19 protein-coding genes are annotated in these 25,663 nt (G+C 66.3%); 7 read left to right on the top strand and 12 right to left on the bottom strand.

What is annotated here, in order from left to right:
- Nucleotides 1-12: 12 nt before the first annotated feature.
- The 7 genes from K3551_RS00095 to K3551_RS00065 form a co-directional block, all read right to left on the bottom strand.
- Entirely contained in the window at nt 13-1,317 is a 1,305-nt protein-coding gene (locus tag K3551_RS00095; protein ID WP_259916557.1) for a TRAP transporter large permease, read from the bottom strand.
- Nucleotides 1,314-1,844, bottom strand: a complete 531-nt coding sequence (locus K3551_RS00090) for a TRAP transporter small permease subunit (protein ID WP_259916555.1) — start codon at nt 1,842-1,844, stop codon at nt 1,314-1,316. The genes K3551_RS00095 and K3551_RS00090 overlap by 4 nt, the downstream gene beginning before the upstream one ends.
- 3 nt (nt 1,845-1,847) lie before the next feature.
- On the bottom strand, nt 1,848-2,906 hold the full coding sequence (locus K3551_RS00085; RefSeq protein WP_259916553.1) for a C4-dicarboxylate TRAP transporter substrate-binding protein: 1,059 nt from the start codon (nt 2,904-2,906) through the stop codon (nt 1,848-1,850).
- 38 nt (nt 2,907-2,944) lie between these two features.
- On the bottom strand, nt 2,945-3,586 hold the full coding sequence (locus K3551_RS00080) for a TetR/AcrR family transcriptional regulator (RefSeq protein ID WP_259916552.1): 642 nt from the start codon (nt 3,584-3,586) through the stop codon (nt 2,945-2,947).
- 114 nt (nt 3,587-3,700) lie between these two features.
- Nucleotides 3,701-4,501, bottom strand: a complete 801-nt coding sequence (locus K3551_RS00075; RefSeq protein ID WP_259916551.1) for an iron chelate uptake ABC transporter family permease subunit — start codon at nt 4,499-4,501, stop codon at nt 3,701-3,703.
- Entirely contained in the window at nt 4,498-5,265 is a 768-nt protein-coding gene (locus K3551_RS00070; protein WP_259916549.1) for a metal ABC transporter ATP-binding protein, read from the bottom strand. Before K3551_RS00070 ends, K3551_RS00075 begins: the two co-directional genes overlap by 4 nt.
- Nucleotides 5,262-5,735 carry a transcriptional repressor gene (locus tag K3551_RS00065; protein ID WP_259916546.1) on the bottom strand — a complete coding sequence of 158 codons (474 nt, stop codon included), beginning with the start codon at nt 5,733-5,735 and terminating at the stop codon, nt 5,262-5,264. Before K3551_RS00065 ends, K3551_RS00070 begins: the two co-directional genes overlap by 4 nt.
- Before the next feature lie 42 nt (nt 5,736-5,777).
- On the opposite strand from K3551_RS00065, the gene K3551_RS00060 reads away from it, so the two are divergent.
- A complete protein-coding gene (locus K3551_RS00060; RefSeq protein WP_259916545.1) occupies nt 5,778-6,842 on the top strand; it encodes a zinc ABC transporter substrate-binding protein in 1,065 nt (354 codons plus the stop codon).
- Between the two features lie 69 nt (nt 6,843-6,911).
- Here the strand turns inward: K3551_RS00060 and K3551_RS00055 are convergent, their stop codons facing one another.
- Nucleotides 6,912-7,679 carry a GNAT family N-acetyltransferase gene (locus K3551_RS00055; RefSeq protein ID WP_259916543.1) on the bottom strand — a complete coding sequence of 256 codons (768 nt, stop codon included), beginning with the start codon at nt 7,677-7,679 and terminating at the stop codon, nt 6,912-6,914.
- A 231-nt stretch (nt 7,680-7,910) separates the two neighbouring features.
- Here K3551_RS00055 and K3551_RS00050 point away from each other — a divergent pair, with 231 nt between their 5' ends.
- From K3551_RS00050 to K3551_RS00025, 6 genes are all read left to right on the top strand, one after another.
- Entirely contained in the window at nt 7,911-8,594 is a 684-nt protein-coding gene (locus K3551_RS00050; protein WP_259916540.1) for an ImuA family protein, read from the top strand.
- The gene (locus tag K3551_RS00045) at nt 8,548-10,074 is read left to right on the top strand and encodes a DNA polymerase Y family protein (protein ID WP_259919683.1); all 1,527 of its coding nucleotides are present in this window, start codon (nt 8,548-8,550) and stop codon (nt 10,072-10,074) included. The genes K3551_RS00050 and K3551_RS00045 overlap by 47 nt, the downstream gene beginning before the upstream one ends.
- 445 nt (nt 10,075-10,519) lie before the next feature.
- Complete coding sequence (locus K3551_RS00040) at nt 10,520-13,828, top strand: error-prone DNA polymerase (protein WP_259916538.1); 3,309 nt, start codon at nt 10,520-10,522, stop codon at nt 13,826-13,828.
- A gap of 135 nt (nt 13,829-13,963) precedes the next feature.
- A complete protein-coding gene (locus K3551_RS00035; RefSeq protein WP_259916535.1) occupies nt 13,964-14,524 on the top strand; it encodes a helix-turn-helix domain-containing protein in 561 nt (186 codons plus the stop codon).
- A gap of 14 nt (nt 14,525-14,538) precedes the next feature.
- Nucleotides 14,539-16,983: an FAD-dependent oxidoreductase gene (locus K3551_RS00030; protein ID WP_259916533.1), complete on the top strand. Its 2,445-nt coding sequence runs from the start codon at nt 14,539-14,541 to the stop codon at nt 16,981-16,983.
- Nucleotides 16,980-19,433 carry an FAD-dependent oxidoreductase gene (locus tag K3551_RS00025; RefSeq protein ID WP_259916530.1) on the top strand — a complete coding sequence of 818 codons (2,454 nt, stop codon included), beginning with the start codon at nt 16,980-16,982 and terminating at the stop codon, nt 19,431-19,433. The genes K3551_RS00030 and K3551_RS00025 overlap by 4 nt, the downstream gene beginning before the upstream one ends.
- 58 nt (nt 19,434-19,491) lie before the next feature.
- Here K3551_RS00025 and gyrB read toward each other — a convergent pair whose 3' ends face one another.
- From gyrB to dnaA, 4 genes are all read right to left on the bottom strand, one after another.
- Nucleotides 19,492-21,906, bottom strand: coding sequence for a DNA topoisomerase (ATP-hydrolyzing) subunit B (gene gyrB / locus K3551_RS00020; RefSeq protein WP_259916528.1), 2,415 nt, complete (start codon nt 21,904-21,906; stop codon nt 19,492-19,494).
- 109 nt (nt 21,907-22,015) lie between these two features.
- Nucleotides 22,016-23,110 carry a DNA replication/repair protein RecF gene (recF, locus tag K3551_RS00015; protein ID WP_259916526.1) on the bottom strand — a complete coding sequence of 365 codons (1,095 nt, stop codon included), beginning with the start codon at nt 23,108-23,110 and terminating at the stop codon, nt 22,016-22,018.
- Nucleotides 23,107-24,225 (bottom strand): DNA polymerase III subunit beta, encoded by a 1,119-nt coding sequence (gene dnaN / locus K3551_RS00010; protein WP_259916523.1) that lies wholly within the window; start codon nt 24,223-24,225, stop codon nt 23,107-23,109. The genes recF and dnaN overlap by 4 nt, the downstream gene beginning before the upstream one ends.
- Before the next feature lie 112 nt (nt 24,226-24,337).
- Entirely contained in the window at nt 24,338-25,663 is a 1,326-nt protein-coding gene (gene dnaA, locus K3551_RS00005) for a chromosomal replication initiator protein DnaA (RefSeq protein ID WP_259916522.1), read from the bottom strand.

The following is a 25,663-nucleotide window of genomic DNA, read 5'->3' as shown; positions in this document are numbered from 1 at the left end:
GCGCGGGGCCTCCTACAGCAGACCGATGGCGATGGGCGGGAACAGGATGATCAGGATCAGGCAAAGCAGCATCATCAAGGCGAAGGGGGCCGCACCGACAAAGATGTCCCACAGGCTGATACTGTCGTCGTCGAGCGTGGATTTGATGACGTAGACCGATATTCCAAACGGTGGCGTCAACAGCCCGATCTCAACCGCGATGACGGTGACGATGCCGAACCAGATCAGGTCCACGCCCATGGGCGTCACGATCGGCAGCATCAGGGGCACCAGGATCAGCATGATGGACGAACTGTCGAGGATCATGCCCAGCAGGATCACCACCAACACATAGAGGAAGATAAGCCCCAGCAGACCCAGGTCCGCCGTCGCCGCCAACTCGCCGAAGGCGTTCGGCACGCCGGAAAAGGCCAGCATCCGCGAATACATCTGCGCCGCGATGATCAGAAAGCAGACCGAGGCGGTGACCAGCCCGGTGTCCACCAGCACCCGCCAAAGCGCGGGCAGGCTGAGGCGCCGTTTCAGTAAGCCGATGACCAGCGCCCCGATGGCCCCGATGGCCCCCGCCTCGACTGGTGTGAAGAGCCCGGCATAGATCCCCCCCAGCACCAGCCCGATCAATGCGGTGATCGGCACCCCCTTGGAAATCAGCTCTCTGCGGCTGAGGGGGGCGCTGTCCTCGCTGAGCCGTTCGCCCACGAACCGGGGCGTGAAGGTCGCCATCGCCACTGTGCCCAGCCCGAAGAACAGCGCCAGCAACAAGCCCGGCCCGATGCCCGCCACAAAGAGGTCGCCGATGGATTGCTCGGCCAGCAATCCGAACAGGATCAGCAGCAGGCTGGGCGGGATCAGCATGCCCAGCACCGAACTGCCCGCCACCACGCCCACGGCGAAGCGGCTGGAATAGCCGTGGCGGCGCATTTCCGGCACCGCGATCTTGGTGAAAACGGCCGCCGACGCGATGGAGATGCCGGTGACGGCGGCAAAGATCGCATTGGCCGCCACGGTGCCCACGCCCAGCCCGCCCTTGATGCGGCGGAACATGGCGTTGGCCACGTCGAAGGCATCGCGCCCGATGCCCGACTCGGACACCAGAAAGCCCATCAGAACGAACAGGGGGACGACCCCGAAGAAATAGCTGGCGATGGCGTCATTGGCCGCCAGGCCCAACATCTTGGCCGCAAGGATCGGAGAGCCCTTGATCGCCCAGACGCCCAGAAACGAGCACAGGATCAGCGCGATGGGCACGAACATGCCGCCCAAGACGAAAACGCCCATGCCGCCCAGGGCCAGCAGACCGATGTCGAAGGGTGTCATGTCGCGTCGTCCTGCGGTGCGTGGCGGCGCAGGATGCGCGCCAGGAATTGCAGCGCCAGCAGGGTGCCGCCCAGCAGGATCATCGCCTTGACCGGCCAGACCGGGGCGGTGAAATCGCCCGCCGCCCCGATGAACTCTCCGCGGGTCCAGGCGCGGGCAAAGATGGGCCAGGTCGCATAGAGGATCACGCCTATGACCAGCGCGCCCAACAGGTCGAACAGCGTTTCCAGCCCCCGTGCGATGCGCGGTGCCCCCTTGGTCAGCGCCCCCAACAGCGCGTCCGATCGGGTCATGCGCCCGGCCTTCAACGCCTGCGGGGCCTGCAGGAAAACGATGGCCACGATCGACAGGGTCACCATTTCCGGCACGCCGGAGATCGGTGCGTTGAAGGCGTTGCGGGCGAAGACATCCATGCCGATCAACACCACCAGCCCCACGATCAGAAGCGAGCCGCCCACGTTGGCCACCTGCGTCAGCTGATCGAGCCAACGCAGGGGCCGCAGGTCACTTTGCGTGACGTCGGGCACGGATCACTCGCTGTCCCAGTCGCGCAGCGGGGTGGCCCCGGCGGCGCGCATCTCACCCATGTAGGTGGTCAGGACCTCGGACCCGGCGATGCCGTTGTCGTCCAGACCCTTGGCCCAGGCCTGTGCGGCATTGTCCATGCCAGCGGCCCATGCCGCGCGCATGTCATCCGAGGCTTCCGTGATCGTCGCTCCGTTTTCGCCCATAACCGAAAAGGCCGTCTGCACGGCACCCTCCAACGCGGAGACGTACCATTCCCCGGTCTCGGCCGCAGCCTCGTGCAGCGCGGTCTGAACCTCCTCCGGCAGGCCCTCGTACCAGTCGATATTGGCGCAGATGGAGCCCGCGTATTGCGCGCCCAGACCCGCGCGCGTCACGTAAGGGGCCACTTCGTACAGCTTGCCCGGCAGCGCGGCAGAGGCGAAGACGATCACCCCGTCGAAGACGCCTGACTTCAGCTCGTTGTAATAGGTCGTCAGGTTGCCCGAGACGCCGACAGCGCCCGTCCCCGACAGCCAGTTTATGGCCGGGCCGGGGGCCGCGATCTTGCGTCCGTCCAGGTCGGCGAGGCTTTCGATCGGGAAGTTGGTCATCAACAGGTAGTCGTCGATCACCATCGGCGCGCCGATGTAGACGACGCCGTTGTCGGCATAGCTGCGCTGCATGTTCTCGTTTTCCAACTGCAGGCGGTGCATCAAGGTGCCGATGGTGCGGGGGTCGTCGCTGACGAAGGGCGTGTAGTAGGTGACGTTCTGCGCCGCCATCTTGGCGGGGTCGAACAGCGATTGGCAGGTGCCCAGTTCGGCAAGGCCCGCCTCCACCGCCTCCAATTCCTCGCCCACGCCGGCGATGGCGCCGCCGTATTGACCGGTGAAGTCGATGGAATGTCCGGTGCCTTCCAGCTTGGCTGTGACGGCGGGCACGAAGGCCTCGTCCAGCATCTTGACCCACCGGAACACGGGCGGGTGGCCCGCGGCGATGGTGGCCGAATAGCTGTCGGCGAAGGCGGTTGCAGGCAGCAGAAGTGTGGACGCAAGCAGGGCGCCTTTGGTCAGGGTCTTCATGTTTTCCTCCCTTGAAAAACGAATGAATGGTCGGTGAGTCAGCCGGTCCCCGTCAGCGCCAGCACCCCTCCCTTGGTGAAGCGCACGAGCTGGGCCAGGATCTGGTCCTGGGTCTGGATGTCGTCGCGGCCCATCAGCCGCTCCACCCGGCCATCGCGGCCGATCACGGCGATCAGGGCGCCAAGTGACAGGGTGTAGGCCATGGCCGCCGTGGCCTGATCCGTGCCAGGCGTCGCGCGGCAGATCGCCTCGATGAAGGTGCGGGCCGTCGGGTCATAGCAGCGGCGCACCAGCGCCCGCTCCCGCTCCCGCCCGACGACGAGGTTGGAGAAGATACGCGCATAGGCATGTTGGCCGCCTGACGGCCCAAGCGGCGGCCGGAACAGCGCCGCAAGGATGCCGTCCAGCGCGTCGGGCGCGTCAGGATCGACTGCGGCCAACAGGGTGCGGCGTTCGGAATTGATCATGTCTGACCGACGCTCGATCACCTCGTCATAAAGCCGATCCTTGTTGCCGAAGTGATAGTGCAGCAGCGCCTGCGACACGTCGGCCCGAGCAGAGATCGCCTTCATCCCCGCCCCGTCGAACCCCCGTTCGGAAAACTCGACTTCTGCCGCGACGAGGATCTTTTCGACCGTCTCGTTCGGGGCATCCCTGGATTTGAGCTGTGCTTTCGACATGGCGAGAGGGTATCCTGACTGATCGATCAGTCAAGACAATTGTAAGGCGTCCAACCACGGGAAGATCGCCGTCGACTTGGTCGCGGTCAGGAAATTCTCAGATCTCTCTGGGACTTAGTCGCGCCGCATCAGGCTGCGGTACAGGGACGATACCGCGAACAACCCGGCGGCCAGCGCCACGATCGTGGGGCCCGTGGGCGTATCGAAGCTGTAGGACAGGCGCATGCCGCCCAGGGCCGCCAGCCCGCCCAGTCCCGCCGAGAGAATCGCCATCCGCTCGGGCGTGGTGGCAAAAGGGCGGGCTGCGGCGGCAGGGATGATCAGCAGGGCCGAGATCAGCAGGGCCCCCACCACCTTGATCGCCACGGCCACCACAAGCGCCAGCGCCAGCGTCAGGATCAAACGCTCCCGGTTCGGATCGATGCCGCTGGCCTGCGCCAGGTCGGGGTTCAGCGTCGCGGTCAGCAGACTCTGCCAGCGCCACGCCAACAGCCCAAGAACCGCCGCCGCACCCGCCCAGATCACCGCCAGGTCGGTCTTGCCCACAGCCAGGATGTCTCCGAACAGATAGGCCATCAGATCGATCCGCACCCCGTCCAGAAAGGACACCGCGACCAACCCCAGGGCCAGCGCCGAATGCGCCAGAACGCCCAGCAGGGTGTCGGTGCCCATGCCCCGCCCGGACAGCAGCGTGATCGCCACCGCCATGGCCAGCGACACGATCAGAGCGCCCAGAAAGACCGAGGTCGAAAACGCCAGCGCCAGCGCCACGCCCAGGATCGACGCATGGGCCGTCGCATCGCCGAAATAGGCCATCCGTCGCCAGACCACGAAACAGCCCAGCGGCCCAGCCGCCAGCGCCACGCCCAGGCCCGCCAGGGTGGCCCGGGTCAGGAAGCTGTCGAGCATGGTCATTCGGTGGCCTCCGCCGGGTGAGGATGGTCGTGGGTGCAGGCCGACCCGTCGTCGTGGGTGTGACTGTGTTCATGCCGGTAAAGCGCCAGCGCCCCCTGCGTGCCCGTCCCGAACAGCGCGCGATATTCGGGCGCGGTGGCCACCTGTTCCGGGTGCCCCTCGCAGCAGACGTGCCCGTTGAGGCAGATGACCCGGTCCGAGGCGGCCATGACCACGTGCAATTCATGGCTGACCATCAGAACCGCGCAACCGATGTCGCGGCGGATCGCCTCGATCAATCGGTAAAAGGCGGCAGAGCCGGGTTGATCCAGCCCTTGCGTCGCCTCGTCCAGCACCAGAAGCTGCGGATTGGACAACAATGCGCGGGCCAGAAGAACGCGCTGGAACTGTCCCCCCGACAGGTCGGTCATCTGCCGGTTCGACAGCGTCCCGGCCCCGGTCTTGTCCAATGCCTCGGCGGCCTCGGCGTCGGTGACGCGGCGGGGCAGGGACAGGAATCGCCGCACGGTCAGGGGCAGCGTCGGGTCGATCGCCAGCGTCTGCGGAACATAGCCGATGCGCAGGCCCGGCGCGCGGGTCACCCGACCCGACGCAGGCCGGATTGCCCCGATCAGGGCCTTGAGCAGGGTCGACTTGCCCGACCCGTTCGGGCCGACGATGGTGACGATCTCTGCCGGGCGCAGCGCCAGCGTCACATCCTGAAGGGTGACCTGACCGCCCTGACGCACCGTCAGGCGATCCAGTTGCACAAGCGGGTCGGTCATGGGGCGTCGGTGTCCTGGCACTTGGGGCAAAGGCCCTGCATCTCGACCACCGTTTCTTCGACGTGAAAACCGGTGTCGGCGGCGGCACGGCCCAGGCGCGCGTCTGCCGCCGTCTCGGCCACCGCCTCGCATTTGCGGCAGATCAGAAAGGCGGGGTCGTGGGGGGCCGCCGGATGGGTGCAGGCGACAAAGGCGTTCAGACGCTCGATCCGATGGGCAAAGCCGTGCTTGGTCAGAAATTCCAGCGCGCGATAAGCCACTGGTGGCTGCGAGCCCAGCCCCTCGGCGCGCAGCACGTCGAGGATGTCATAGGCCCCCATCGCGCGATGCCGGTCCAGCAGCAGCTCCAGCACCCGGCGGCGCACGGGGGTCAGGTGCAGCCCCTCGGCGGCGCAATGGTCCTGGGCCGCCGCAACGGCGTCGCGAATGCAATGGGCGTGATTGTGCGGGTCAAAGCCGAGTGGTGTCATGGGGGGTTGATATGTTATAATATCACATCTAGCAAGCCCGCCATGATACGCACATTCCTCCTCCCCGCCTGTCTCGCCGCCGCGCCCGCATTTGCCGATGCCCCGCGCGTGGCCACCGATATCTTGCCGGTTCACGGCCTCGTCTCCCGCGTGATGGCGGGGGTTGGGGTTCCGGACCTTGTGGTGCCGGCCGATGCGTCGCCCCACGGTCACGCCATGCGCCCCTCCGAGGCGGCCGCGCTGGAGGCGGCGGATGTCGTGGTCTGGATCGGCCCCGCGCTGACCCCCTGGCTGGACGGAGCGCTCGACACCCTGGCCGCGGACGCGCAACGGGTAACCTTGTTGGATCTGGACGGTACGGCTCTGCGTGCCTTTGGCGACGACCACGACGATCACGACCATGAGGCCGCAAGCGATCCTCATGGGCACGAAGACCACGGCGATCACGCGGGTCATGACGACCACGCTGACCATGACGCCGATCACGAGGATCACTCCGATCACAAGGACCACGACCATGACGCGCACGGTCATGCGGCCTCCGCCGAGGGCCATGGTAGCCACGATGACCATGGCCACGACCACGCGGGCGGGGTCGATCCCCACGCCTGGCTCGACCCGGTGAACGGCAAGCTCTGGCTGGCGCAGATCGCGGACGTTCTGGCGACCGTCGACCCCGAGAACGCGGCGACCTACCGCGCCAATGCGACCGCTGGTCAGGCCGAGCTGACCGCAGTCGAGGTAGAGATCGAGACGCTGTTGGCCCCGTTGCGCGGGCGCGGGTTCCTGACCTTCCACGACGCTTACGGCTACTTCGAGGCGCGCTTCGACGTCCCCTCGTCCGGGTCGATTCGCCTAGGCGATGCGACGTCCCCCGGGGCGGCCCATGTGGCCGAGCTGCGCGACCGTGTCGCGTCAGAGGGGATCGTCTGCCTGTTCAGCGAGCCGCAGTTCGATCCGGGCCTGGCCGCCACGGTGGCCGAGGGCAACGGCGTCCGTCTGGCCGTTCTGGACCCGACCGGTGCCGCGCAGGCCCCCGGCCCGCAGCAGTATCCCGCGCTCCTTCGGGCCTTGGCGCAAAACATGGCGGACTGTCTCGCCCCCTAACGCGCTGTGTCGGAGCCTGGGTCGGCCGTCGCCCTTACGGGACGGTTGGCCGGCCCCCATATTCCGTCCCTAGCGTGTGTGAAACGCGCCGGAGCGATTGAGGATGACCGTCGCCCGGCTTGGATCATGACGCAGCCCGCATCGTGCCAGCATGGCACGTGACGGCGCGTTGCCGGGTTGTGCCACGGCGGTCACGGATGTGGCGTCGAAGGCCCGCAGGCCATCCCGGACCAGCAGGGCCGTGACGAGGGTTCCCAGGCCAAGCCCCTGCGCGGATGGCGCAACCGAGACGGTGCCCACGTAGTATGTCCCGGCCAACCGACTTTGCGGGTGATAGCGCATGCTGCCGTTTGCGCAGGCGATCATGCGACCGTCGGGCGCGCGGATCCAGCCGGTCAGGGATGGCGGCCCCTCGCCGCGCATGTACCATTCTGGAAGGGGGGACACGCCGACGATCCGGTTCAGGTCGGTGACCTCCTGCAGGATTGCGGCCTCCGGCGCTCGGTCGCTCTGCAATATGTAGCGGTCGCCCGCGGTCCCGGTGATGGCCTCGCAGGTTGATAGCGCATGTGTGGCGGATGCCGTAAAGGAATCCCAATAGGGCAGGTCACCGTCCCCACCGAGATTGGCGCGGATCTGATCGAATACCCTGTCCTTTTCTGCGGCTGTGAACCCGATGAAACCGTAGTCTTCCAGCAGAGAGGCCACTTTCGCCCAGCCAATGCTGTCCGGGTCGACGATGGCAAGCGCGACGCCCGCGTTGGCCACCCCCGCCGTCGCCTGGATCCAGTCCTTGTCGCGGTAAAGCCGGTCCGCCGTCGTCATCTCGGTCTGCATGCGCCCCGCTCCGCCTTGGATTGGTGCGTTTCTATCACGATCGGGGCCGACCGGGTATCGTCGGCTGTCGATGCGGGCCGCGTTGGCAGGGGGGCCTGAGCGCCTTGGGGGCTGTCGCGCCAACGGTGTGGGCGATCACGACCTGCTGACACATGACGAAGGGGACTCGACAAGCAGGGCAGAAATGAGAACATTAGGTGAACATTTGAACCGATTCCCGAGTTGCCCGCCATGTTGCCGACACCGGATCCGCAGCTGCCCGCCCTGAGCGAGGCCTTCGGCGCGTCCCGTGACGGGGCGGCGACGGGGCTGGTGCTGGCGCAGCTGGACGCCGCCCGCCGTGGCGGCGGACCGATCCTGTGGGTGCAGGACCGCCTTGCCGCGCAAGAAGGCGGGCTGCCCTATGGGCGCGGCATCGCGGGGGTCACCGGCTTGGATATGCCCATCCTCAGGGTCGCGGCCCGCACTGCGGCAGAGGCGCTCTGGGCGATGGAGGAGGGACTGGAATGCGCCGCATTATCCGCCGTCATCGGAGAGATCTGGGGCAACCCGAAGGTGCTCGACTTCACAGCAAGCAAGCGGCTGGCGCTGCGCTCGGCGCGCTCGGGCGTGCCGCTGTGGCTGATCCGCGCGGATGCGGATCCGTCGCTGTCGGTGGCCCCCGACCGGTGGCGCGTGGCCTCTGCCCCCTCGGGGGCGCATCCCTTCGATCCCCGCGCCCCCGGCGCGCCGCAGTGGCACGCCGAGCTGTTTCGGTCGCGCCGCAGCCAACCGGGCACCTGGGTGGCCGCCCATGACCGCGCGGCGCATCGTCTCGATCTGGCTGCCCCGCTTCGCGATCGCCCGGTGGGAGAGGGCGCAGGCCCGGATGCCGCGCCCCACCCCCGCGCCCTGGGAGGAAGCGGCCGCCCCTGAACATGACCCCGCAACCCCGCTGGTCCTGGCCGCCGAGGGCCGCCACGGTCCGGTGATCCATGCCCTGTCCGAAGCCGCGCGCGCCGCCGGGGCCACCGTTGGGGCACGGGTCGTGGATGTCCGCAGCCTGTGTCCCGACCTGGTCGCGCTGCCCGCCGATCTGGCGGGTGACGCGGTGGCGCTGGGGCGGCTCGCGCTCTGGTCGCGGCGCTGGTGCCCCTGGTCGGCCACCGACGGGGCCGATGGGCTGGTGCTGGACACCACAGGTGCGGCCCATCTTTGGGGGGGCGAGGCTGCGATGCTGGCCGATATGGCCGCCCGGCTGGGTGATCTGGGGCAAGAGGCGCGGCTGGCCGTGGCCCCGACCCATGGCGCGGCCTGGGCGATTGCACGCCATGGGGGCGCGGAGGAGGTTTGCGGGCCAGAGGCGCTGCGCGTGCGGTTGGCGATGTTGCCGATGGCGGCGCTGCGTCTCGATGGAGCGACCCTGCTGACCCTGCGCCGTCTGGGGCTGAAACGGGTGGGTGACCTGATGCAGGTGCCCCGGGCCAGCCTGGACCGCCGGTTTGGGCGCGACGGCAAGGCGCTGACGACCCCTCTGCGGCGGTTGGATCAGGCGCTGGGCATGCTGCCGGAACCAGTGGTCAGCCCTGCGCCGCCGCAGCGGTTCCGCGCGGTGCAGCGCCTGGCCGAGCCGGTGATGGATCCGCAGCCCTGGCTGCCGGGCCTGCTGGCCACGCTCTGCCGCGATCTGGCGCGGGCGGGGCAGGGGGTGCGGGCGATCCGGCTGGATCTTTACCGGGTGGATGGCCATGCCAACGTGTTCGAGGCGCTGACCGCCCGCGCCAGCCGCGACCCCGACCACCTGCGCCGCCTGCTGGAGAAACGGTTTGAGGGTCTCGACGCGGGCTACGGCTTCGATACGCTCGCCGTGGAGGCGGTGCGGGTCGAGGAACAGGCCGCGGCACAGACCCGCCTGGACGGTGAGGCCGATGGCGCGGTGGCCGTGGCCACGTTGATTGACCGGCTGTCCAGCCGCTTGGGGCCTCGCGGAGTGCAACGCCCGGACCCCTGCGAAAGCCATATGCCGGAACGGGCCGAGGTCTGGACCTCGGCGCTCGGCCTGCGGGCGGACCGGCTGGCCCCTGGCGGGCTGGGCGGAGGCGGTCTGGTCGCCCCCCCCCGCGAGCGTCCGCTGCGCCTGCTGCAAGCACCCGAGCGGATCGAGGTGCTTTATGCCGTGCCCGAAGGCCCGCCGATCCGCTTCAGGTGGCGGCGCAGGCCCTATCTGATCCGCCGGCATCAGGGACCGGAACGGCTGTCGCCGGAATGGTGGCGCGTGCCGGCCCATGCGCGACTGCGGGATTACTATAAGGTCGAGGTGGCGGATGGCGGGCGCTACTGGCTCTATCGCGAGGGGGTCGCGGGGGATGGGCGCGGGGCCATTCCCGACTGGTTCCTGCATGGGTTGTTTGCGTGATCAGGTGGGGGCAGGCCCCAGGTGTTGCGCCGGGCAGGCCCGTCGCGCAGGGAGCGGGCGCAGAGGGGCATCGAGCCCCCCTGCGCCCGTGGCCTCCGGCGGAGGTATTTCCGGCCAGAGGAAGACAGGCCCGCGCAGAATCGAGACGGGGACCTCAGGTGGTTCCGACGCCCCGCGCCTGGCATCAGCTTGGCGGAACAGGCAACGAGGCGTCTTCCCCTGGCACGGTCATCAGCTCCTCAGCCTGTACCGTAGGGGCACTATCGCACGTTAACCTTAACGCGTGGTTACTGGCTGGACTGTGCCGCGGAGCCTGGGCCGCGGGCGGTTTGTCTGTCTTCCTCTGGCCGGAAATACCTCGGGGGGAGGCGGCCTTGGCCGACGGGGGGCAGAGCCCCCCTCCCGCCGCGCCGTCAGGCGCACCCCCTGAGATCGAAGCCCGACGATGCCCGACGCACCCCTGACCCCGGACAAGCGAAGCCTTGACCCCGCGCAGGTCTTTACCCCGAACCCGCCCGCGCCCTTTGTGGAACTGGGGGTGGCCTCGTGTTTCTCGTTCCTGCACGGGGCCTCGGATGCCGTTGATCTGGCGAGCACCGCCTGGAAGATGGGCTATCACGCCATCGGGATCGCCGATCGCAATTCCATGGCCGGGGTGGTTCGGATCCATGCAGAGGCGAAGACTACCCATATGCGCCCGCTTATCGGCACTCGGCTGGTGCTGACCTGTGGCACCGAGCTGCTGGCCTATCCGACCGACCGCACCGCCTATGGGCGGCTTTGCGAGGTGATTTCCAAGGGGCGGATGACGGGGCCTGATGGCGTCTGGCAGGACAAGGGGCGCTGCGACATCACGCTGGCGGATCTGGCTGCCGGGCAGGCGGGCAGTGTGTTGATCGTGATCCCGCCCGAGGATCTGATCGGTTGGGAGGCCGAACTGCTGCGTCTGACCGCGCGCCTGCCCAGCCTGTGCCATGTCGCCGCCGTGTATCACTATCGGGGTGACGACGACGCCCGGATCGAACGGCTGGACCGGTTGGCGAGGGCCCACGGGCTGCGCCTGCTGGCGACCAACGACGTGCATTACCACATGCCCGAGCGGCGCCCGTTGCAGGATGTGATGACCTGCATCCGCGAGAAGGTGAAACTGGCGGAGGCGGGGTTTCACCTGCATCCCAACGCCGAGCGGCACCTGAAGTCGCCCGAGGAGATGCAGCGCCTGTTCGCGCGCTGGCCCCATGCCATTCGCGAAAGCCTGGCGATCGCCAAACGGCTGAGGTTCTCGCTCGATGAGCTGAAATACGAATACCCGCGCGACGATGTGCCCGAGGGGCGGACCCCGGACGAACACCTGCGCATCCTGACCGAGGAAGGGGCCGCGCGGCGCTATCCGGAGGGCGTGCCGCAGAAGGTGCGCGTGGCCATCGAAAAGGAACTGGTGTTCATCGCCGAGCGGGATCTGGCCCGCTATTTCATCACCATACAGGAGATCGTGGCCTATGGTAGACGGCAGGGGATCCTGTGTCAGGGGCGCGGCTCGGCGGCGAATTCGGCGGTTTGCTATTGCCTCTGGATCACCTCGGTGGATCCGGCGCTGAACGACCTTCTGTTCGAGCGCTTCATGTCCGCCGACCGCAACGAGCCGCCCGACATCGACGTCGATTTCGAGCATGAGCGCCGCGAAGAGGTGATCCAGCACATCTACACCCGCTATGGCCGCCGACATGCGGGGCTGTGCGCGACCGTCATCCACTATCGCCCGCGCATGGCGATCCGCGAGGTGGGCAAGGTCATGGGCCTGTCGGAGGATGTGACCAACGCGCTGGCCCGCACGGCCTGGGGGTCCTGGGGCACTTCGGTCAAGGCGATGCACCCCGAAGATACGGGCGTGAACGTGGCCGATCCGCTGGTGCGGCGGGTGATGATCCTGACCGATCAGCTGATCGGGATGCCACGGCATCTGGGGCAGCACGTGGGCGGTTTCATCCTGACGGAACAGCCGCTGACCTCGACCGTGCCGATCGGCAACGGGGCCATGCCGGACCGGACCTTCATCGAATGGGACAAGGACGACATCGACACGCTGGGCATCTTCAAGATGGATGTGCTGGCGTTGGGGATGCTGACCTGCATCGCCAAGAGCTTTGGCCTGTTGCGCGCCCACAAGGGCATCGAGATGGATCTGGCGACCGTTAAGGAGGGCGACAGGCCGACCTATGAGATGCTGCAACGGGGCGACAGTCTGGGCGTCTTTCAGGTGGAAAGCCGGGCGCAGATGGCGATGCTGCCCAAGCTGCGCCCGGTGGAGTTCTATGACCTGGTGATCCAGGTCGCCATCGTCCGGCCGGGGCCGATTCAGGGCGACATGGTGCACCCCTACCTGAAGCGGCGACGGGCAGGGGATACGGCGGAAACCATTGATTTCCCAAAGCCCGGACCGCCGCATGACCCTGATGAGTTGAAGAACATTCTGGGCCGTACGCTGGGCGTGCCGATCTTTCAGGAGCAGGCGATGAAGATCGCTCTGGTCGCGGCGCAGTTTTCCGGGGCGGAGGCCAACAAGCTGCGCAAGGCCATGGCCACCTTTCGGTCGAAGGGGCAGATCAGCGACCACAAGGCGCGGATGGTGGGGCGGATGGTGGAGCGGGGCTATGACGCCGATTTCGCCGCGCGCTGCTTCAGCCAGATCGAGGGTTTCGGGGAGTATGGCTTCCCTGAAAGCCACGCCGCCAGCTTTGCGCATCTGGTCTATGTGTCGTCCTATCTGAAGTGTCACCACCCGGATGTCTTTGCCTGTGCGTTGCTGAATTCGCAGCCGATGGGGTTCTATGCGCCTGCGCAAATCGTTGATATGGCGCGGAAGTCCGGGGTTTCCGTCCTGCCGGTCGACGTCAATCTGTCGGAGTGGGACAACAGCCTGCAACCGGACGGGACGGGGCATGTGTTGCGCCTGGGGTTTCGGCAGATTTCCGGCTTCAAGCAGGAAGAGGCGGCGCGGCTGGTGGCGGCGCGGGACCGGCCCTTTGAGGGGGTGGAGGATCTGCGACGGCGGACGCGGATTTCCAAGCGGGGGTGTGAGCAGCTGGCCAATGCCGATGCGTTCCGATCCGCCGGGCAGGATCGACGTGCGGCGCTTTGGGATGCGAAGGCCATTCGCACCGCGCCGGAGCTGCCTTTGTTCACCCATGGGGACGCGCCCGACGTTGGCCAGGATCCTGTGCATGAATTGCCGAAAATGCCTTTGCGTGAACAGGTTGTGGCGGATTACCAGACCGCGCGGCTGTCGCTGAAGGCGCATCCCGTCGCCTTCATGCGGCGGTCGATGGATCGGGGGGGCTATACCCGGTCGGATCGCCTCCGAACCCTTGGATTCAATCAGAAATGTTCGGTCGCGGGGCTGGTCCTGATTCGGCAGAGGCCGGGCAGCGCCAAGGGCGTCTGTTTCATCACGTTGGAGGATGAGGCGGGGGTGGTGAATGTGGTGGTCTGGCCCGATGTGTTCACGAAATTTCGCAAGGAAATCATGTCTTCGCGACTTATGGCGGTACATGGTTACGTGCAGTTCGACGATGCCGTCATCCATGTGGTCGCGCGCGAAATCGTGGATCGCAACGACGCGCTTTTGCGTCTGTCCGAGGATGAATTGTCGCCTGATCTGGCGCGTGCCGATCATATCAAGGCCCCGCTGCCCAGCCACACGTCGAAGCATCCGCGCGACGTCACGGTGATTCCGAAATCGCGGGATTTTCACTGACAGACGGAGGGGTGATCCACGGGTGACCGACGGGTGATCCAGGTCGGACGTAGCCGGGCAGGGTCGTGGCCCCGTCAATCTGACGCCCCGTGAAAAAAGAGTTGATTTTTTCACGGAGCTCGGGCTTCTGGTCCCATGACCATGATTCAGACAATGAACGGGGCGGACCTGCGGGCGCTTCGCAAAAGCAGATCGCTGACCCTGACGGCCCTGGCCGAGGCCATGGGCCGATCGGTCGGTTGGCTGAGCCAGGTGGAACGCGACCTGTCGACCCTGACCCCCGAAGATGGCCGCCGTATGGCCGCGACGTTGGGCGTGGCACCCAGCCTGCTGGCGGTCGCAACCGAGGAAGCACCGGGCGAGGCGGGGCGCATCGTGCGCGCCGACAATCGCCGGGTCATCGGGCCGCGTCAGGACGGACTGTATGAAACGCTGGTTTCGCCCGACCTGACCGACCCCTTCGAGATCGTGCACGCCGTCTTTGATCCGGGCACCGAAAGCGCCCCGGACATCCGCCGGGCCACGCAGGAAATCGGCTACCTTCTGTCGGGGCAGCTGGACCTTTCCATCAACGGGGCCGCCTATACCGTCGGCCCCGGCGACAGTTTCCGCATTCGTGACGAGCCCTACAGCTGGTCGAACCCCTACGAGACCCCGGCGGTTGCCATCTGGGTCATCTCTCCTCCTGTATATTGAACGGAACGAAGACCATGTCAGACATCCCCCAGACCGCGCGCGTGGTGATCATCGGCGGCGGTATCGTCGGCACTTCGATCCTGTGGCATCTGACGCAGAAGGGCTGGACCGATTGTGTCTTGCTGGAAAAGAACGAACTGACCGCTGGATCCACATGGCATGCGGCGGGAAACTGCCCGACGTTCTCGACCGATTTCGCGATCATGAGCATCCAGAAATACTCCACCGATCTGTATCGGGCGCTGGGGGAGAAGGTCGATTATCCGTTGAACTACAACGTGTCGGGCGCGGTGCGGCTGGGCCATGACGACCGCCGCACGCAGGAATTCGCCAAGGTGCGGTCCATGGGGCAGCGGCTGGGCATGATGGACGTCGAGATGTTGACGCCCGACGAGATGCAGGCCCGCTATCCCTTTGCGGAAACGCATGATCTGGACCGGGTGCTGTTCGATCCCTGGGACGGGGACATCGACCCGTCGCAGGTGACCCAGGCCTTTGCCAAGGGCGCGCGGGACGCCGGGGCCAAGATCCTGCGGTTCTGCCCGGCGACCGGGGTGCGCCGCGAGGGTGGCAAGTGGGTCGTCGCGCATAAAAAAGGGGAGATCACCTGCGATATCGTGGTGAACGCCGCCGGCTACTACGCCGGACGCGTGGGGGCCTGGTTCGAGCCGTTCGGCGGGCGGCCCGTGCCGATGGCCGTGATGGCGCATCAGTATATGCTGACCGACGAGATCCCCGAAATCGCGGCCTGGACCCGCGCCAACGGGGGCAAGCTGCCGATCCTGCGGGATGTGGATACCTCGTATTATCTGCGCCAGGAGAAGACCGGCTACAACCTGGGCCCCTATGAGCGCGACTGCCGCGCCCATTGGACTGGCGGGGACGCGGGCGAGGTGCCCGAGGATTTCTCGTTCCAGCTGTTCCCGGACGACCTGGACCGGCTGGAAGTCTACATGGAGGACGCCATGGCGCGTGTCCCCAAGCTGGGTGAGAGCGGGATCAGCAAGGTCATCAACGGCCCGATTCCCTATGCGCCCGACGGCCTGCCGCTGATCGGGCCGATGCCGGGGGTGCCCAACGCCTTTGAGGCGACGGCGTTTACCTTTGGCATCGTGCAGGGCGGTGGCGCGGGCAAGGTCCTGGCCGACTGGATCGTGGACGGGCGGCCCGAGTGGGATTGCTGGTCCGTCGACCCGCGCCGGTTCACCGACTACACCGACCCGCAGTATTGCATCGACAAGGCCCAGGAGACCTATGGCCATGAATTCGCGATGCATTTCCCGCAGCACACCTGGCCCGCGGGCCGCGACCGCAAGCTGTCGCCGGTGGACGACCGGGTGCGCGCGGCGGGCGGTCAAATGGGCGTCTACGGCGGGTGGGAGCGGGCCAATTGGTACGCCAAGGACGGCGACGACACCTCGCAGGAGGCGACGCTGACCTGGTCGCGGAGCGGCCCTTGGGAGGCGCGGATCGCGGAGGAAGTGGCCGCCGTGCGCGACGGGTGCGGGGTTCTGGACCTCTGCGGGTTTTCGCGCTTTGCGGTCGAGGGGCCGGGGGCGGAGCGCTGGCTGGATGGGTTGCTGTCCTGCGCTTTGCCCAAGGGGCGCGCGGTCGGGTTGGCCTATCTGCTGGACGAGGACGGGCGGCTGCGGACCGAGTTTTCGATCCGCCGCACCGAGGGCGGGTTCGAGTTGATCACCGCCGCCGCCGCCGAATGGCATGACCGTGACCTGTTGCTGGCCGCTGTGCCCGTTGACGGATCGGTGACGGTCACGAACCGGACGGGGGAGGTGTCGACCCTGCTGGTGACCGGGGCCCGCGCGCGGGACGTCCTTGCGCCGTTGACGGATGGGGACTTGTCGCTGCCGTGGCTGACGCACCAGACGGCGCAGGTCGCGGGGCACGAGGTGTGCCTGCTGCGGGTGTCGTTTGCAGGGGAATTGGGGTGGGAACTGCATGCCGCACCCGCCGCGATGCCCGATCTGTGGGACGCGGTGACCGGTGCGGGGGCGGTGCCCTTCGGGATGTACGCCCTGAACTCCATGCGGCTGGAGAAGGGCTATGCCGGGTGGAAGTCGGAGATTTCGCACGATTACACGCCCGCGCAGCTGCGCCTGAACCGCTTTATCGCCAAAGACAAACCCGCCGCCTATCCGGGCAAGGCTGCTGTCGCGACGGCCACGGCCGCCCGCAAGATCGTGTCGCTGATTGTCGAGGGGTCCGACAAGGATGCGCCGGTGGCGGCACCGGTGCGGATGGGGGGGCGGATCGTGGGCGAGGTCACCTCGGCGGCCTATGGTCATCGGGTTGGCGCGGCCATCGCGCTGGCCATGGTCGACGCCGGGTCGGCGGCACCCGGCACCGTGCTGACCGTCGATGTCTATGGCACCGACTGCACCGCCGAGGTGCAGCCGCGCATCTGTCTGTGGGATCCGAAGAACGAAAGGCTCCGGGCATGAGCGACCTCAAACCCATCCCGTCCAAGGCGCGCGTCGTGATCATGGGCGGCGGCATCATCGGCTGTTCGGTGGCCTATCACCTGACCAAGCTGGGCTGGACCGATGTGGTCCTGCTGGAGCGGAAACAGCTGACCTGCGGCACCACCTGGCATGCCGCGGGGCTGATCGCGCAGCTGCGCGCCAGCCAGAACATGACCAAGCTGTCGAAGTACTCGCAGGAGCTGTATGGCGCGCTGGAGGAAGAGACCGGGATCGCCACAGGCTTCCGCCGCAACGGGTCCATCACCGTGGCCCTGACGGAGCATCGGCGCGAGGAGATTTTCCGCCAGGCGTCGATGGCGCGAACCTTTGGCGTGGAGGTGGCGCGGGTGACGCCCGATGAGATCGCCGCGCTTTACCCGCATATCAATCTGGACGGGGTTCTTGCGGGCGTCCACCTGCCGTTGGACGGTCAGGGCGACCCGGCGAACATCGCGCTGGCCTTGGCCAAGGGGGCCTCGCGGCGCGGCGCGCAGGTCATCGAGGGCGCCCAGGTCACCGGCACCGCCAGCGACGGGCGGCGCATCACCTCGGTTACCTGGGCGCGGGGCGACGAGACGGGCACCATCGAGGCCGATCACGTGGTCAACTGCGGCGGCATGTGGGCGCACGGGCTGGGTCGCAAAAGCGGGGTGAACGTGCCGCTGCATGCCTGCGAGCATTTCTACATCGTCACCGACCCGATCGAGGGGCTGAAGAACCTGCCGGTTCTGCGCGTTCCCGACGAATGCGCTTATTACAAGGAAGACGCGGGCAAGCTGTTGCTGGGCGCGTTCGAGCCGGTCGCGAAACCTTGGGGGATGGAGGGGATCAGCCCGGATTTCAGCTTCGACGAGTTGCCGCCCGATTTCGATCATTTCGAGCCGATCCTGGAACAGGCGGTCGAACGGCTGCCGATCCTGGCGGAGGCGGGGATCCGCACGTTCTTCAATGGGCCCGAAAGCTTTACGCCCGACGATTCCTATTTGCTGGGCCAAGCGCCGGAGAAGGACAACTATTGGGTCGCCGCGGGCTTCAATTCCATCGGCATCCAGTCGGCGGGCGGCGCGGGCATGGCGCTGGCGTCCTGGATGGACACGGGCGAGAAACCTTTTGATCTGGGTGACGTGGATGTCGCGCGGATGCAGCCGTTTCAGGGCAATAGAACCTATCTGTTCCAGCGCGCCAAGGAAGCGTTGGGCCTGCTTTATGCCGATCACTACCCTTACCGCCAAAAGGCGACGGCGCGGGGCGTGCGGCGGTCGGCCCTGCATGAGCATCTGAAAACGCGCGGGGCCGTGTTCGGCGAACTCGCCGGGTGGGAGCGGGCCAATTGGTTCGCAGATTCGGGGCAGGTACCCGCGTATGAATACGACTGGGCCGGGCAGAATTGGTTCGGCAATGCCGCGCGGGAGCTTGCGGCGTTGCGCAACGGTGTCGGCCTTTACGACATGTCGTCCTTCGGCAAGATCCGCATCGAGGGGCCGGACGCGGAGGCGTTTCTGAACCGGGTCTGCGGGGCCGATCTGGCGGTCGCGCCGGGCAAGATCGTCTATTGTCAGATGCTCAATTCGCGTGGTGGGATCGAGGCGGATGTGACGGTTTCCCGGCTGTCGTCCGACGCCTATCTGATGGTCACGCCTGCCGCGACGCTGGTGGCGGATCTGGCGCGGCTGCGCCGGTTGAAGGGTCAGGCGCGGGTGACGTTGATCGACATGACCTCTGCCGAGGCGGTGATCGCGGTCATGGGGCCCCGGTCGCGGGAGCTGCTGTCGCAGGTGTCGCCCAACGATTTCGGCAACGACGTCAATCCCTTCGGCACCGTGCAGGAGATCGAGCTGGGCCTTGGCCTGGCCCGTGCGCACCGCGTGTCTTACGTGGGTGAGCTGGGTTGGGAGCTGTATGTGCCGACCGAGATGGCGGCCCATGCCTTTGAGACTTTGGCCGAGGCCGGGGCGGATGTGGACCTGACGCTCTGCGGGTTGCACGCGATGGATTGCGCGCGCATGGAAAAGGGCTTTCGCCACTTTGGCCACGACATCACCGCCGAGGATCACGTGCTGGAGGCGGGACTGGGGTTCGCGGTGTCCAAGACCAAGACCGATTTCATCGGCCGCGACGCGGTTGAACGGAAGCGGGACGAAGGGCTGCAACTGCGGCTTGTCCAGTTCCGCCTGACCGAACCCGATGCCATGGTGTTCCACGCCGAACCGATCCTGCGGGACGGCGAAATCGCGGGCCACCTGACGTCGGGGGCCTACGGTCACCACCTCGGCGCGGGCATGGGCATGGGGTACGTCAAATGCCCGGGCGAAAAGCCGGCGGATGTGCTGGCGTCGTCCTACGAGGTGGAGATCGCCGGGCGGCGGGTGAAGGCGGAGGCCTCGCTCAAGCCGTTCTACGACCCGACGGGCGAGCGGATGAAGGCCTGATACGAAACCGGGCGGTGCTGGATGGCACCGCCCGGTCCGATTGTCGGTCTGCGTGGGTCTAGAAGTCCAGGTTTTCGACGCTCAGCGCGTTGTCCTGAATGAATTCGCGGCGCGGTTCGACCACGTCGCCCATCAGCTTGGTAAAGACGTCGTCGGCCTCGGCCACGTCCTCGATCTTGACCTGCAAGAGCGTGCGCGCCTCGGGGTCCAGTGTGGTTTCCCAAAGCTGTTCAGGGTTCATTTCGCCCAGACCCTTGTAGCGTTGCAGGGTCAGACCCTTTTCGCCCTCGGCCAGCACCGCTTCCAGCAGATCGATGGGACCGTGGACGATGTTTTCACGGTCGCGGCGGATCAGGCGGGCGGGGTCGCGATAGACGTCCGAAGTGCCCGACGAGATCTGCGCCAGCTTGCGTGCCTCGCCCGATCGCAGAACGGCACCGTCCAGCGTCCGCACCTCCTCCACGCCGCGCAAGACGCGGGCCAGGCGGATGCCGTGATCCTGGGTGATCCGGCCCATCCAGCCGCGTTCGTATTCGACGGCGACCTGATCGAGACGGGCCGCCACACGGTCGGCGACGCCCTGCAGGTCGGCATCGGCCTGACCTGCCTCGAACGCGCCCGCCAGCGCGGCCTGTTCGAGGATGTGGCGGGGGTAATGGGTCGGGAAGGCGTCGAGGATGCGGCGGAACTGCCGGGCGGCCTGCACCACGCGGTCCAGATCGGCACCGGCGATTTCCTCGCCCGAGGGCAGGCGCAGAACGGCCCCGTCGACGCCCTGCTGGACGAGGTAATCCTCCATCGCCTCCTGATCCTTCAGGTAGACCTCGGACTTGCCACGGGCGACTTTGTACAGCGGGGGCTGCGCGATATAGAGGTGCCCGGCCTCGATCAACTGCGGCATGTGCCGGTAGAAGAACGTCAGCAGCAGTGTGCGGATGTGGCTGCCGTCGACGTCGGCGTCGGTCATGATGACGATCTTGTGGTAGCGCAGCTTGTCCAGGTTGAACTCATCGCGCCCGATGCCGGTGCCGAAGGCCATGACCATGTTGCCGATTTCCTGGCTGCCCAGCATCCGGTCAAATCGCGCGCGTTCCACGTTCAGGATCTTGCCGCGCAGCGGCAGGATCGCCTGGGTTTTGCGGTCGCGCCCGGTCTGGGCGGAGCCGCCGGCGCTGTCACCCTCGACCAGGAAAATTTCGGTGTTGGCCGGGTTCTTGTCCGAGCAATCCTTCAGCTTGGAGCTGAGGAAGTTCATGTCCATCGGGTTCTTGCGGCGCGTCATTTCGCGCGCCTTGCGGGCCGCTTCGCGGGCCAGGGCGGCTTCGACGATCTTGCCCACGACCTGCTTGGCGATCTGGGGGTTTTCCTCGAACCATTCGGCCAGCTTTTCGTTCACCAGGTTCTCGACCGCCGGGCGCACCTCGGAGGAGACGAGCTTGTCCTTGGTCTGGCTGGAGAATTTCGGGTCCGGCACCTTGACCGACAGAACGCAGGTCAGCCCTTCACGGGCGTCGTCGCCAGTGAAGCTGATCTTCTCTTTCTTGGCGATGCCCGAAGACTGCGCATAGAGGTTGATGGTTCGCGTCAACGCCCCGCGCAGGCCCGCCAGGTGGGTGCCGCCGTCGCGCTGGGGGATGTTGTTTGTGAACGGCAGGACCATCTCGTTGTAGCTGTCGTTCCACCACATCGCGACCTCGACGCCGATGCCGTCACGCTCGCCTTCCATGAAGATCGGCTCTGGCATGACGGCGGTCTTGGACCGGTCCAGATACTTCACGAATTCGCGCACGCCGCCCTCGTAGAACAGCTCCGTGCGGAGCGCCTCTGCGGGGCGCTCATCCTCCAGGATGATTTTCACGCCGGAGTTCAGAAAGGCCAGTTCGCGCAGGCGTTTTTCCAACGTGGCGAACACGTAATCGAGGTTTGAAAAGGTCTGGGTGGAGGCCATGAAGCGGACTTCGGTTCCGGAATCCTCGACCTCGCGCACCACTTTGAGATGCTCGACCGTATCGCCGTGTTCGAAGCGGGCGACATGTTCCTTGCCGTCGCGCCAGATGCGCAGCTCCAGCCAGTCGGACAGCGCGTTGACGACCGAGACGCCGACCCCGTGCAGACCGCCCGACACCTTGTAGGAATTCTGGTCGAATTTTCCGCCCGCGTGCAGCTGTGTCATGATGACCTCGGCCGCGGACACGCCCTCTTCTTCGTGGATGCCTACGGGGATGCCACGTCCGTTGTCGCGGACGGACACGCTGGAATCCGCGTGGATTTTCACGCTGACTTCGGTGGCGTGACCGGCCAGCGCCTCGTCGATGCCGTTGTCGACGACTTCGTAGACCATATGGTGCAGGCCCGACCCGTCGTCGGTGTCACCGATATACATGCCGGGACGTTTGCGCACCGCCTCCAGGCCTTTGAGAACCTTGATGGAATCGGCGCCGTATTCTTCGGGCGTCGGGGTCTGGTCTGACATGTCGGAGTGATCCCTCTTACTTGCGCAATATATACGCCTTGGGCGGGGGATTGTCACGTGCGTGACACAAGATTTGGTGGTTTCAGGCACGGCCGTGCATGGCGGGGGATCAGACGGACGAAACCCGGCTTTCGCCACCCGTTTCCGTCACCTCCAGCCGGTGCGCGCCGGCCAGGTCATCGAACAATTCCGGCCCGGTTCCCGTGAGGAAAACCTGCCCGCCAAGCGCCGTCAGTTCCGCATAAAGCGCCGCGCGCCGGGTCGCATCCAGGTGGGCTGCGACCTCATCCAGCAGCAGGATCGGCGCTGTTCCGGTTTCGGCCTTCAACGCGCGGGTATTGGCAAGGACCAGCGAAATCAGAAGCGCCTTCTGCTCGCCCGTGGAACACAGCCGCGCGGCCATGTCCTTGGCGGCATAGGTCGCCTCCAGGTCGGTACGGTGCGGGCCAAGCAAGGTACGCCCGGCCCCCATGTCGCGGGGGCGGGAGGTGGCGAAGGCGTCGCGCAGGGCCTGTGGGTCGGCGGGGGTGTCGTCGTCGGACAGGGTCAGATGGGCGGCGGGAAAGGGGCCATCGACCTGCTGGGCGGCGCGCAGACGGGTCAGGGCCTCGCGGCGGCGGGCGAGGATCTGCGCCCCGGCATCGGCCATCTGAACCTCCAGGGCGGTGAACCAGTGGGGGTCGCGCACCCCGTCGCGCAACAGGCGATTGCGGTCGCGCATGGCCTTTTCGTAGCGCAGCACGGCTTCGCCGTGGTCGGGCAGGAAGCTGAGCGTTATGCGGTCAAGAAAACGGCGGCGGCCCTCGGCCCCCTCCAGCCACAAACGGTCCATGGCGGGCACCAGCCAGAGGACCCGCAGCAGACGGGCCAACGCGATCTGCGGGGCGGATTTTTCGTCGATGCGGGTGGTACGAGGTTGGCCGGGCTCGGCGCGCAGTTCCACCTCGTGATCGGGGGCGATCTGGGCTGCGATGCGCCAGCCGATCGCCTCGGGCGTGCGAATGATCTCTTCGGCGGCGGCCCGGCGCATGCCGCGACCGGGTGACAACAGGGAAATCGCCTCCAACAGGTTGGTCTTGCCTGCGCCGTTGGGACCGAAGATCGCAACAGGGCGGGCGTCAAAGGTCAGCCGGGTCTGCCGGTGAGATCGGAAATGCGACAGCGCAAGTGCGGTGACCCGTCCGGTGTCGGACGGGGCCGTCACACCCTCATGGGCATGACGACATAGATCGCGGAGGTGTCGTCGCCTTCGCGCATCAGCGTCGGATCGCCCGCGTTGTTGAACAGGAACACGGCGTTCTCACGGTCCACCTGGGCGGCGATTTCCTGCAGGTATTTGGCGTTGAAGCCGATCTCCAGTTTTTCGTCGCCGTAGGCCACGGCCAGCTCTTCTTCGGCGTTGCCGCTGTCGGGGGCGTTCACCGAGAGGGTCAGGCGGTCTTCGTCCAGCGACAGTTTCACCGCACGGGACCGTTCGGAGGACACGGTGGCAACCCGGTCGACGGCCCGCGCGAATTCGGCTGCGTCCACCTCCAGCTTGCGGGTGTTGCCGGTCGGGATGACGCGGGCATAGTCCGGGAACGTGCCGTCGATGACCTTGGACGTCAGGGTGATTTCAGGCGTGGCAAAGCGGATCTTGGTCTCGGAGACGGAAACGGCGATCAGCGCGTCGTCATCATCTAGCAGTTTGCGCAGCTCGCCCACGGTTTTGCGCGGGACGATGACGCCGGGCATGTCTTCGGCCCCCATCGGAAGGTCCGCATCGACCCGGGCCAGACGGTGGCCATCGGTCGCGACGCCGCGCAACACGCGGCCTTCTTCGCCTTCGGCGACGTGCAGATAGACACCGTTGAGATAATAGCGCGTCTCTTCGGTCGAGATGGCGAACCGGGTCTTGTCGAACAGACGCCGCAGATCGGGCGCCTTGCAAGAGAAGTTGGCCTCGTAATCCGAGGAGGCCATGACCGGGAAGTCTTCCTTGGCCAGGGTGGCGAGCTGGAAATGGGACCGGCCCGCGGTCACGGCCAGACGCCCCGCAGCCTGATCCTCTACCACCTGAACCAGCGCACCGTCCGGCAGTTTGCGCACGATTTCATGAAACAGCACGGCGTTGACCGTGGTGCCACCCGCGCGCTCGACCTGCGCCGGGGTCTTGTCGATGACTTCGATGTCGAGGTCCGTGGCCTTGAACGACACGTCCGCGCCGTTCGCCTCCATCAGGACGTTGGCGAGAATGGGAATGGTGTTGCGCCGCTCGACAACCGATTGTGCCTGGCTGACCGCCTTGAGAAGCGCCGCGCGCTCGATGGAGAACTTCATGGGGCTTCCTCACCTGATCGGACGCGCAGAATACGTGTCCCGGGGGGCTGTGCAATGGGGAATGCGCGCCAGAGGGCCGTGCAGGGCGGGGAGATCCCCGCCATCCGACGGTTCAGCTTTCGAGCTTGCGTTGCAGCAGCTCTGCATCCTCGGCGATCTGCGGCTCTGCCGCGATCAGCTCTTCGATCTTGCGCACCGCATAAAGAACCGTGGTGTGATCCTTGCCGCCGAACTTGCGCCCGATCTCCGGGTAGGAGCGGGGGGTCAGCTTCTTGGACAGGTACATCGCCATCTGACGCGGCCGCGCGACCGAGCGGGACCGGCGCGACGAGGTCATGTCGGACATGCGCAGGTTATAGTGCTCGCAGGTCTTCTTCATGATTTCGTCTATGGTCAGCTTGCGGTCGCTTTCGCGCAGCAGGTCGGACAGGGCATCCTGCGCCTGTTCCAGCGAAACCTCTTTGCCGATCAGGTCGGCATAGGCGAACAGACGCGTCACAGCCCCTTCCAGCACGCGGATCGAGGTGCTGATGCGGGCGGCCAGGAATTCCAGCACGCCGTCGGCGATGCGGAAGTCCGGGTGACGGTCCATGAACATCTCGACCCGATTCTGAAGCACGCCCAGGCGCAGCTCATAATCGGCGGGGTGCAGATCGACGACGAGGCCGGATTGCAGGCGCGATGTGATGCGCTCCTCCAGGTCGGAAATCTGCGCGGGCGAGCGGTCGGCCGAAATGACCACCTGTTTGCCCTGATCGACCAGCGCGTTGAACGTATGGAAGAACTCTTCCTGCGTGCTGTCCTTGCCGGCGATGAATTGCACATCATCCACCAAAAGCACGTCGACGGTGCGGAACAGATGTTTGAAATCCATCGTGTTCCTTTCGCGCAGCGCCTGCACGAAGCGATACATGAACTGTTCGGCGGACAGGAACATCACCCGCGTTTCGGGCGAATTCTGCGACAATTCCCAGGCGATGGCCTGCATCAGGTGGGTTTTGCCCAGGCCGACGCCGCCATGCAGGAACAGCGGGTTGAACGAGACGCTGTCACCCGAGGCGACGCGGCGGGCGGCGGCATGGGCCAGTTCGTTCGACTTGCCCACCACGAAGCTTTCGAAGGTGAACCGTTTGTCCAGCGCGCTTTCGGTGCGGGATTTGCGCGGCGCGGCTGTGGTCACGGGCAGAATGGCGTCCGTGGATTGCGCGGCGCAGGTGACCCGCGTTGCCGGTTCGCCATTGGCTGTCACGTGACGCAGAATCACGTCCGAGAAATTCTGGACCACCCATTTGCCGATGAAGTCGGTGGGCGAGACGAGGTGCAGCGTGCCGGCACCCATGGACCCAAAGGTCAGAGGCTCGATCCACGCCTTGTAGTTATGCGCACTGATGTCATTGCTGATACCGCGCTTGGCGGCAGCCCACGTCTCGTTGCTCAT

The sequence above is a fragment of the Jannaschia sp. M317 genome (genome assembly GCF_025141175.1).
Taxonomy (GTDB): Bacteria; Pseudomonadota; Alphaproteobacteria; order Rhodobacterales; family Rhodobacteraceae; genus Jannaschia.
Note: the sequence above shows the minus strand (reverse complement) of the source record. Positions and strands in the feature narration are given on the sequence as shown.

Coding starts and splice junctions, on each gene's coding strand:
- K3551_RS00050 (WP_259916540.1), top strand. CDS start 7,911: ATGTTGCCGACACCGGATCCGCAGCTGCCCGCCCTGAGCGAGGCCTTC.
- K3551_RS00045 (WP_259919683.1), top strand. CDS start 8,548: ATGCCGCGCCCCACCCCCGCGCCCTGGGAGGAAGCGGCCGCCCCTGAA.
- K3551_RS00035 (WP_259916535.1), top strand. CDS start 13,964: ATGACCATGATTCAGACAATGAACGGGGCGGACCTGCGGGCGCTTCGC.
- dnaA (WP_259916522.1), bottom strand. CDS start 25,663: ATGAGCAACGAGACGTGGGCTGCCGCCAAGCGCGGTATCAGCAATGAC.
- K3551_RS00080 (WP_259916552.1), bottom strand. CDS start 3,586: ATGTCGAAAGCACAGCTCAAATCCAGGGATGCCCCGAACGAGACGGTC.
- K3551_RS00070 (WP_259916549.1), bottom strand. CDS start 5,265: ATGACCGACCCGCTTGTGCAACTGGATCGCCTGACGGTGCGTCAGGGC.
- K3551_RS00030 (WP_259916533.1), top strand. CDS start 14,539: ATGTCAGACATCCCCCAGACCGCGCGCGTGGTGATCATCGGCGGCGGT.
- K3551_RS00085 (WP_259916553.1), bottom strand. CDS start 2,906: ATGAAGACCCTGACCAAAGGCGCCCTGCTTGCGTCCACACTTCTGCTG.
- K3551_RS00075 (WP_259916551.1), bottom strand. CDS start 4,501: ATGACCATGCTCGACAGCTTCCTGACCCGGGCCACCCTGGCGGGCCTG.
- dnaN (WP_259916523.1), bottom strand. CDS start 24,225: ATGAAGTTCTCCATCGAGCGCGCGGCGCTTCTCAAGGCGGTCAGCCAG.
- K3551_RS00055 (WP_259916543.1), bottom strand. CDS start 7,679: ATGCAGACCGAGATGACGACGGCGGACCGGCTTTACCGCGACAAGGAC.
- K3551_RS00095 (WP_259916557.1), bottom strand. CDS start 1,317: ATGACACCCTTCGACATCGGTCTGCTGGCCCTGGGCGGCATGGGCGTT.
- K3551_RS00065 (WP_259916546.1), bottom strand. CDS start 5,735: ATGACACCACTCGGCTTTGACCCGCACAATCACGCCCATTGCATTCGC.
- K3551_RS00025 (WP_259916530.1), top strand. CDS start 16,980: ATGAGCGACCTCAAACCCATCCCGTCCAAGGCGCGCGTCGTGATCATG.
- K3551_RS00060 (WP_259916545.1), top strand. CDS start 5,778: ATGATACGCACATTCCTCCTCCCCGCCTGTCTCGCCGCCGCGCCCGCA.
- gyrB (WP_259916528.1), bottom strand. CDS start 21,906: ATGTCAGACCAGACCCCGACGCCCGAAGAATACGGCGCCGATTCCATC.
- K3551_RS00040 (WP_259916538.1), top strand. CDS start 10,520: ATGCCCGACGCACCCCTGACCCCGGACAAGCGAAGCCTTGACCCCGCG.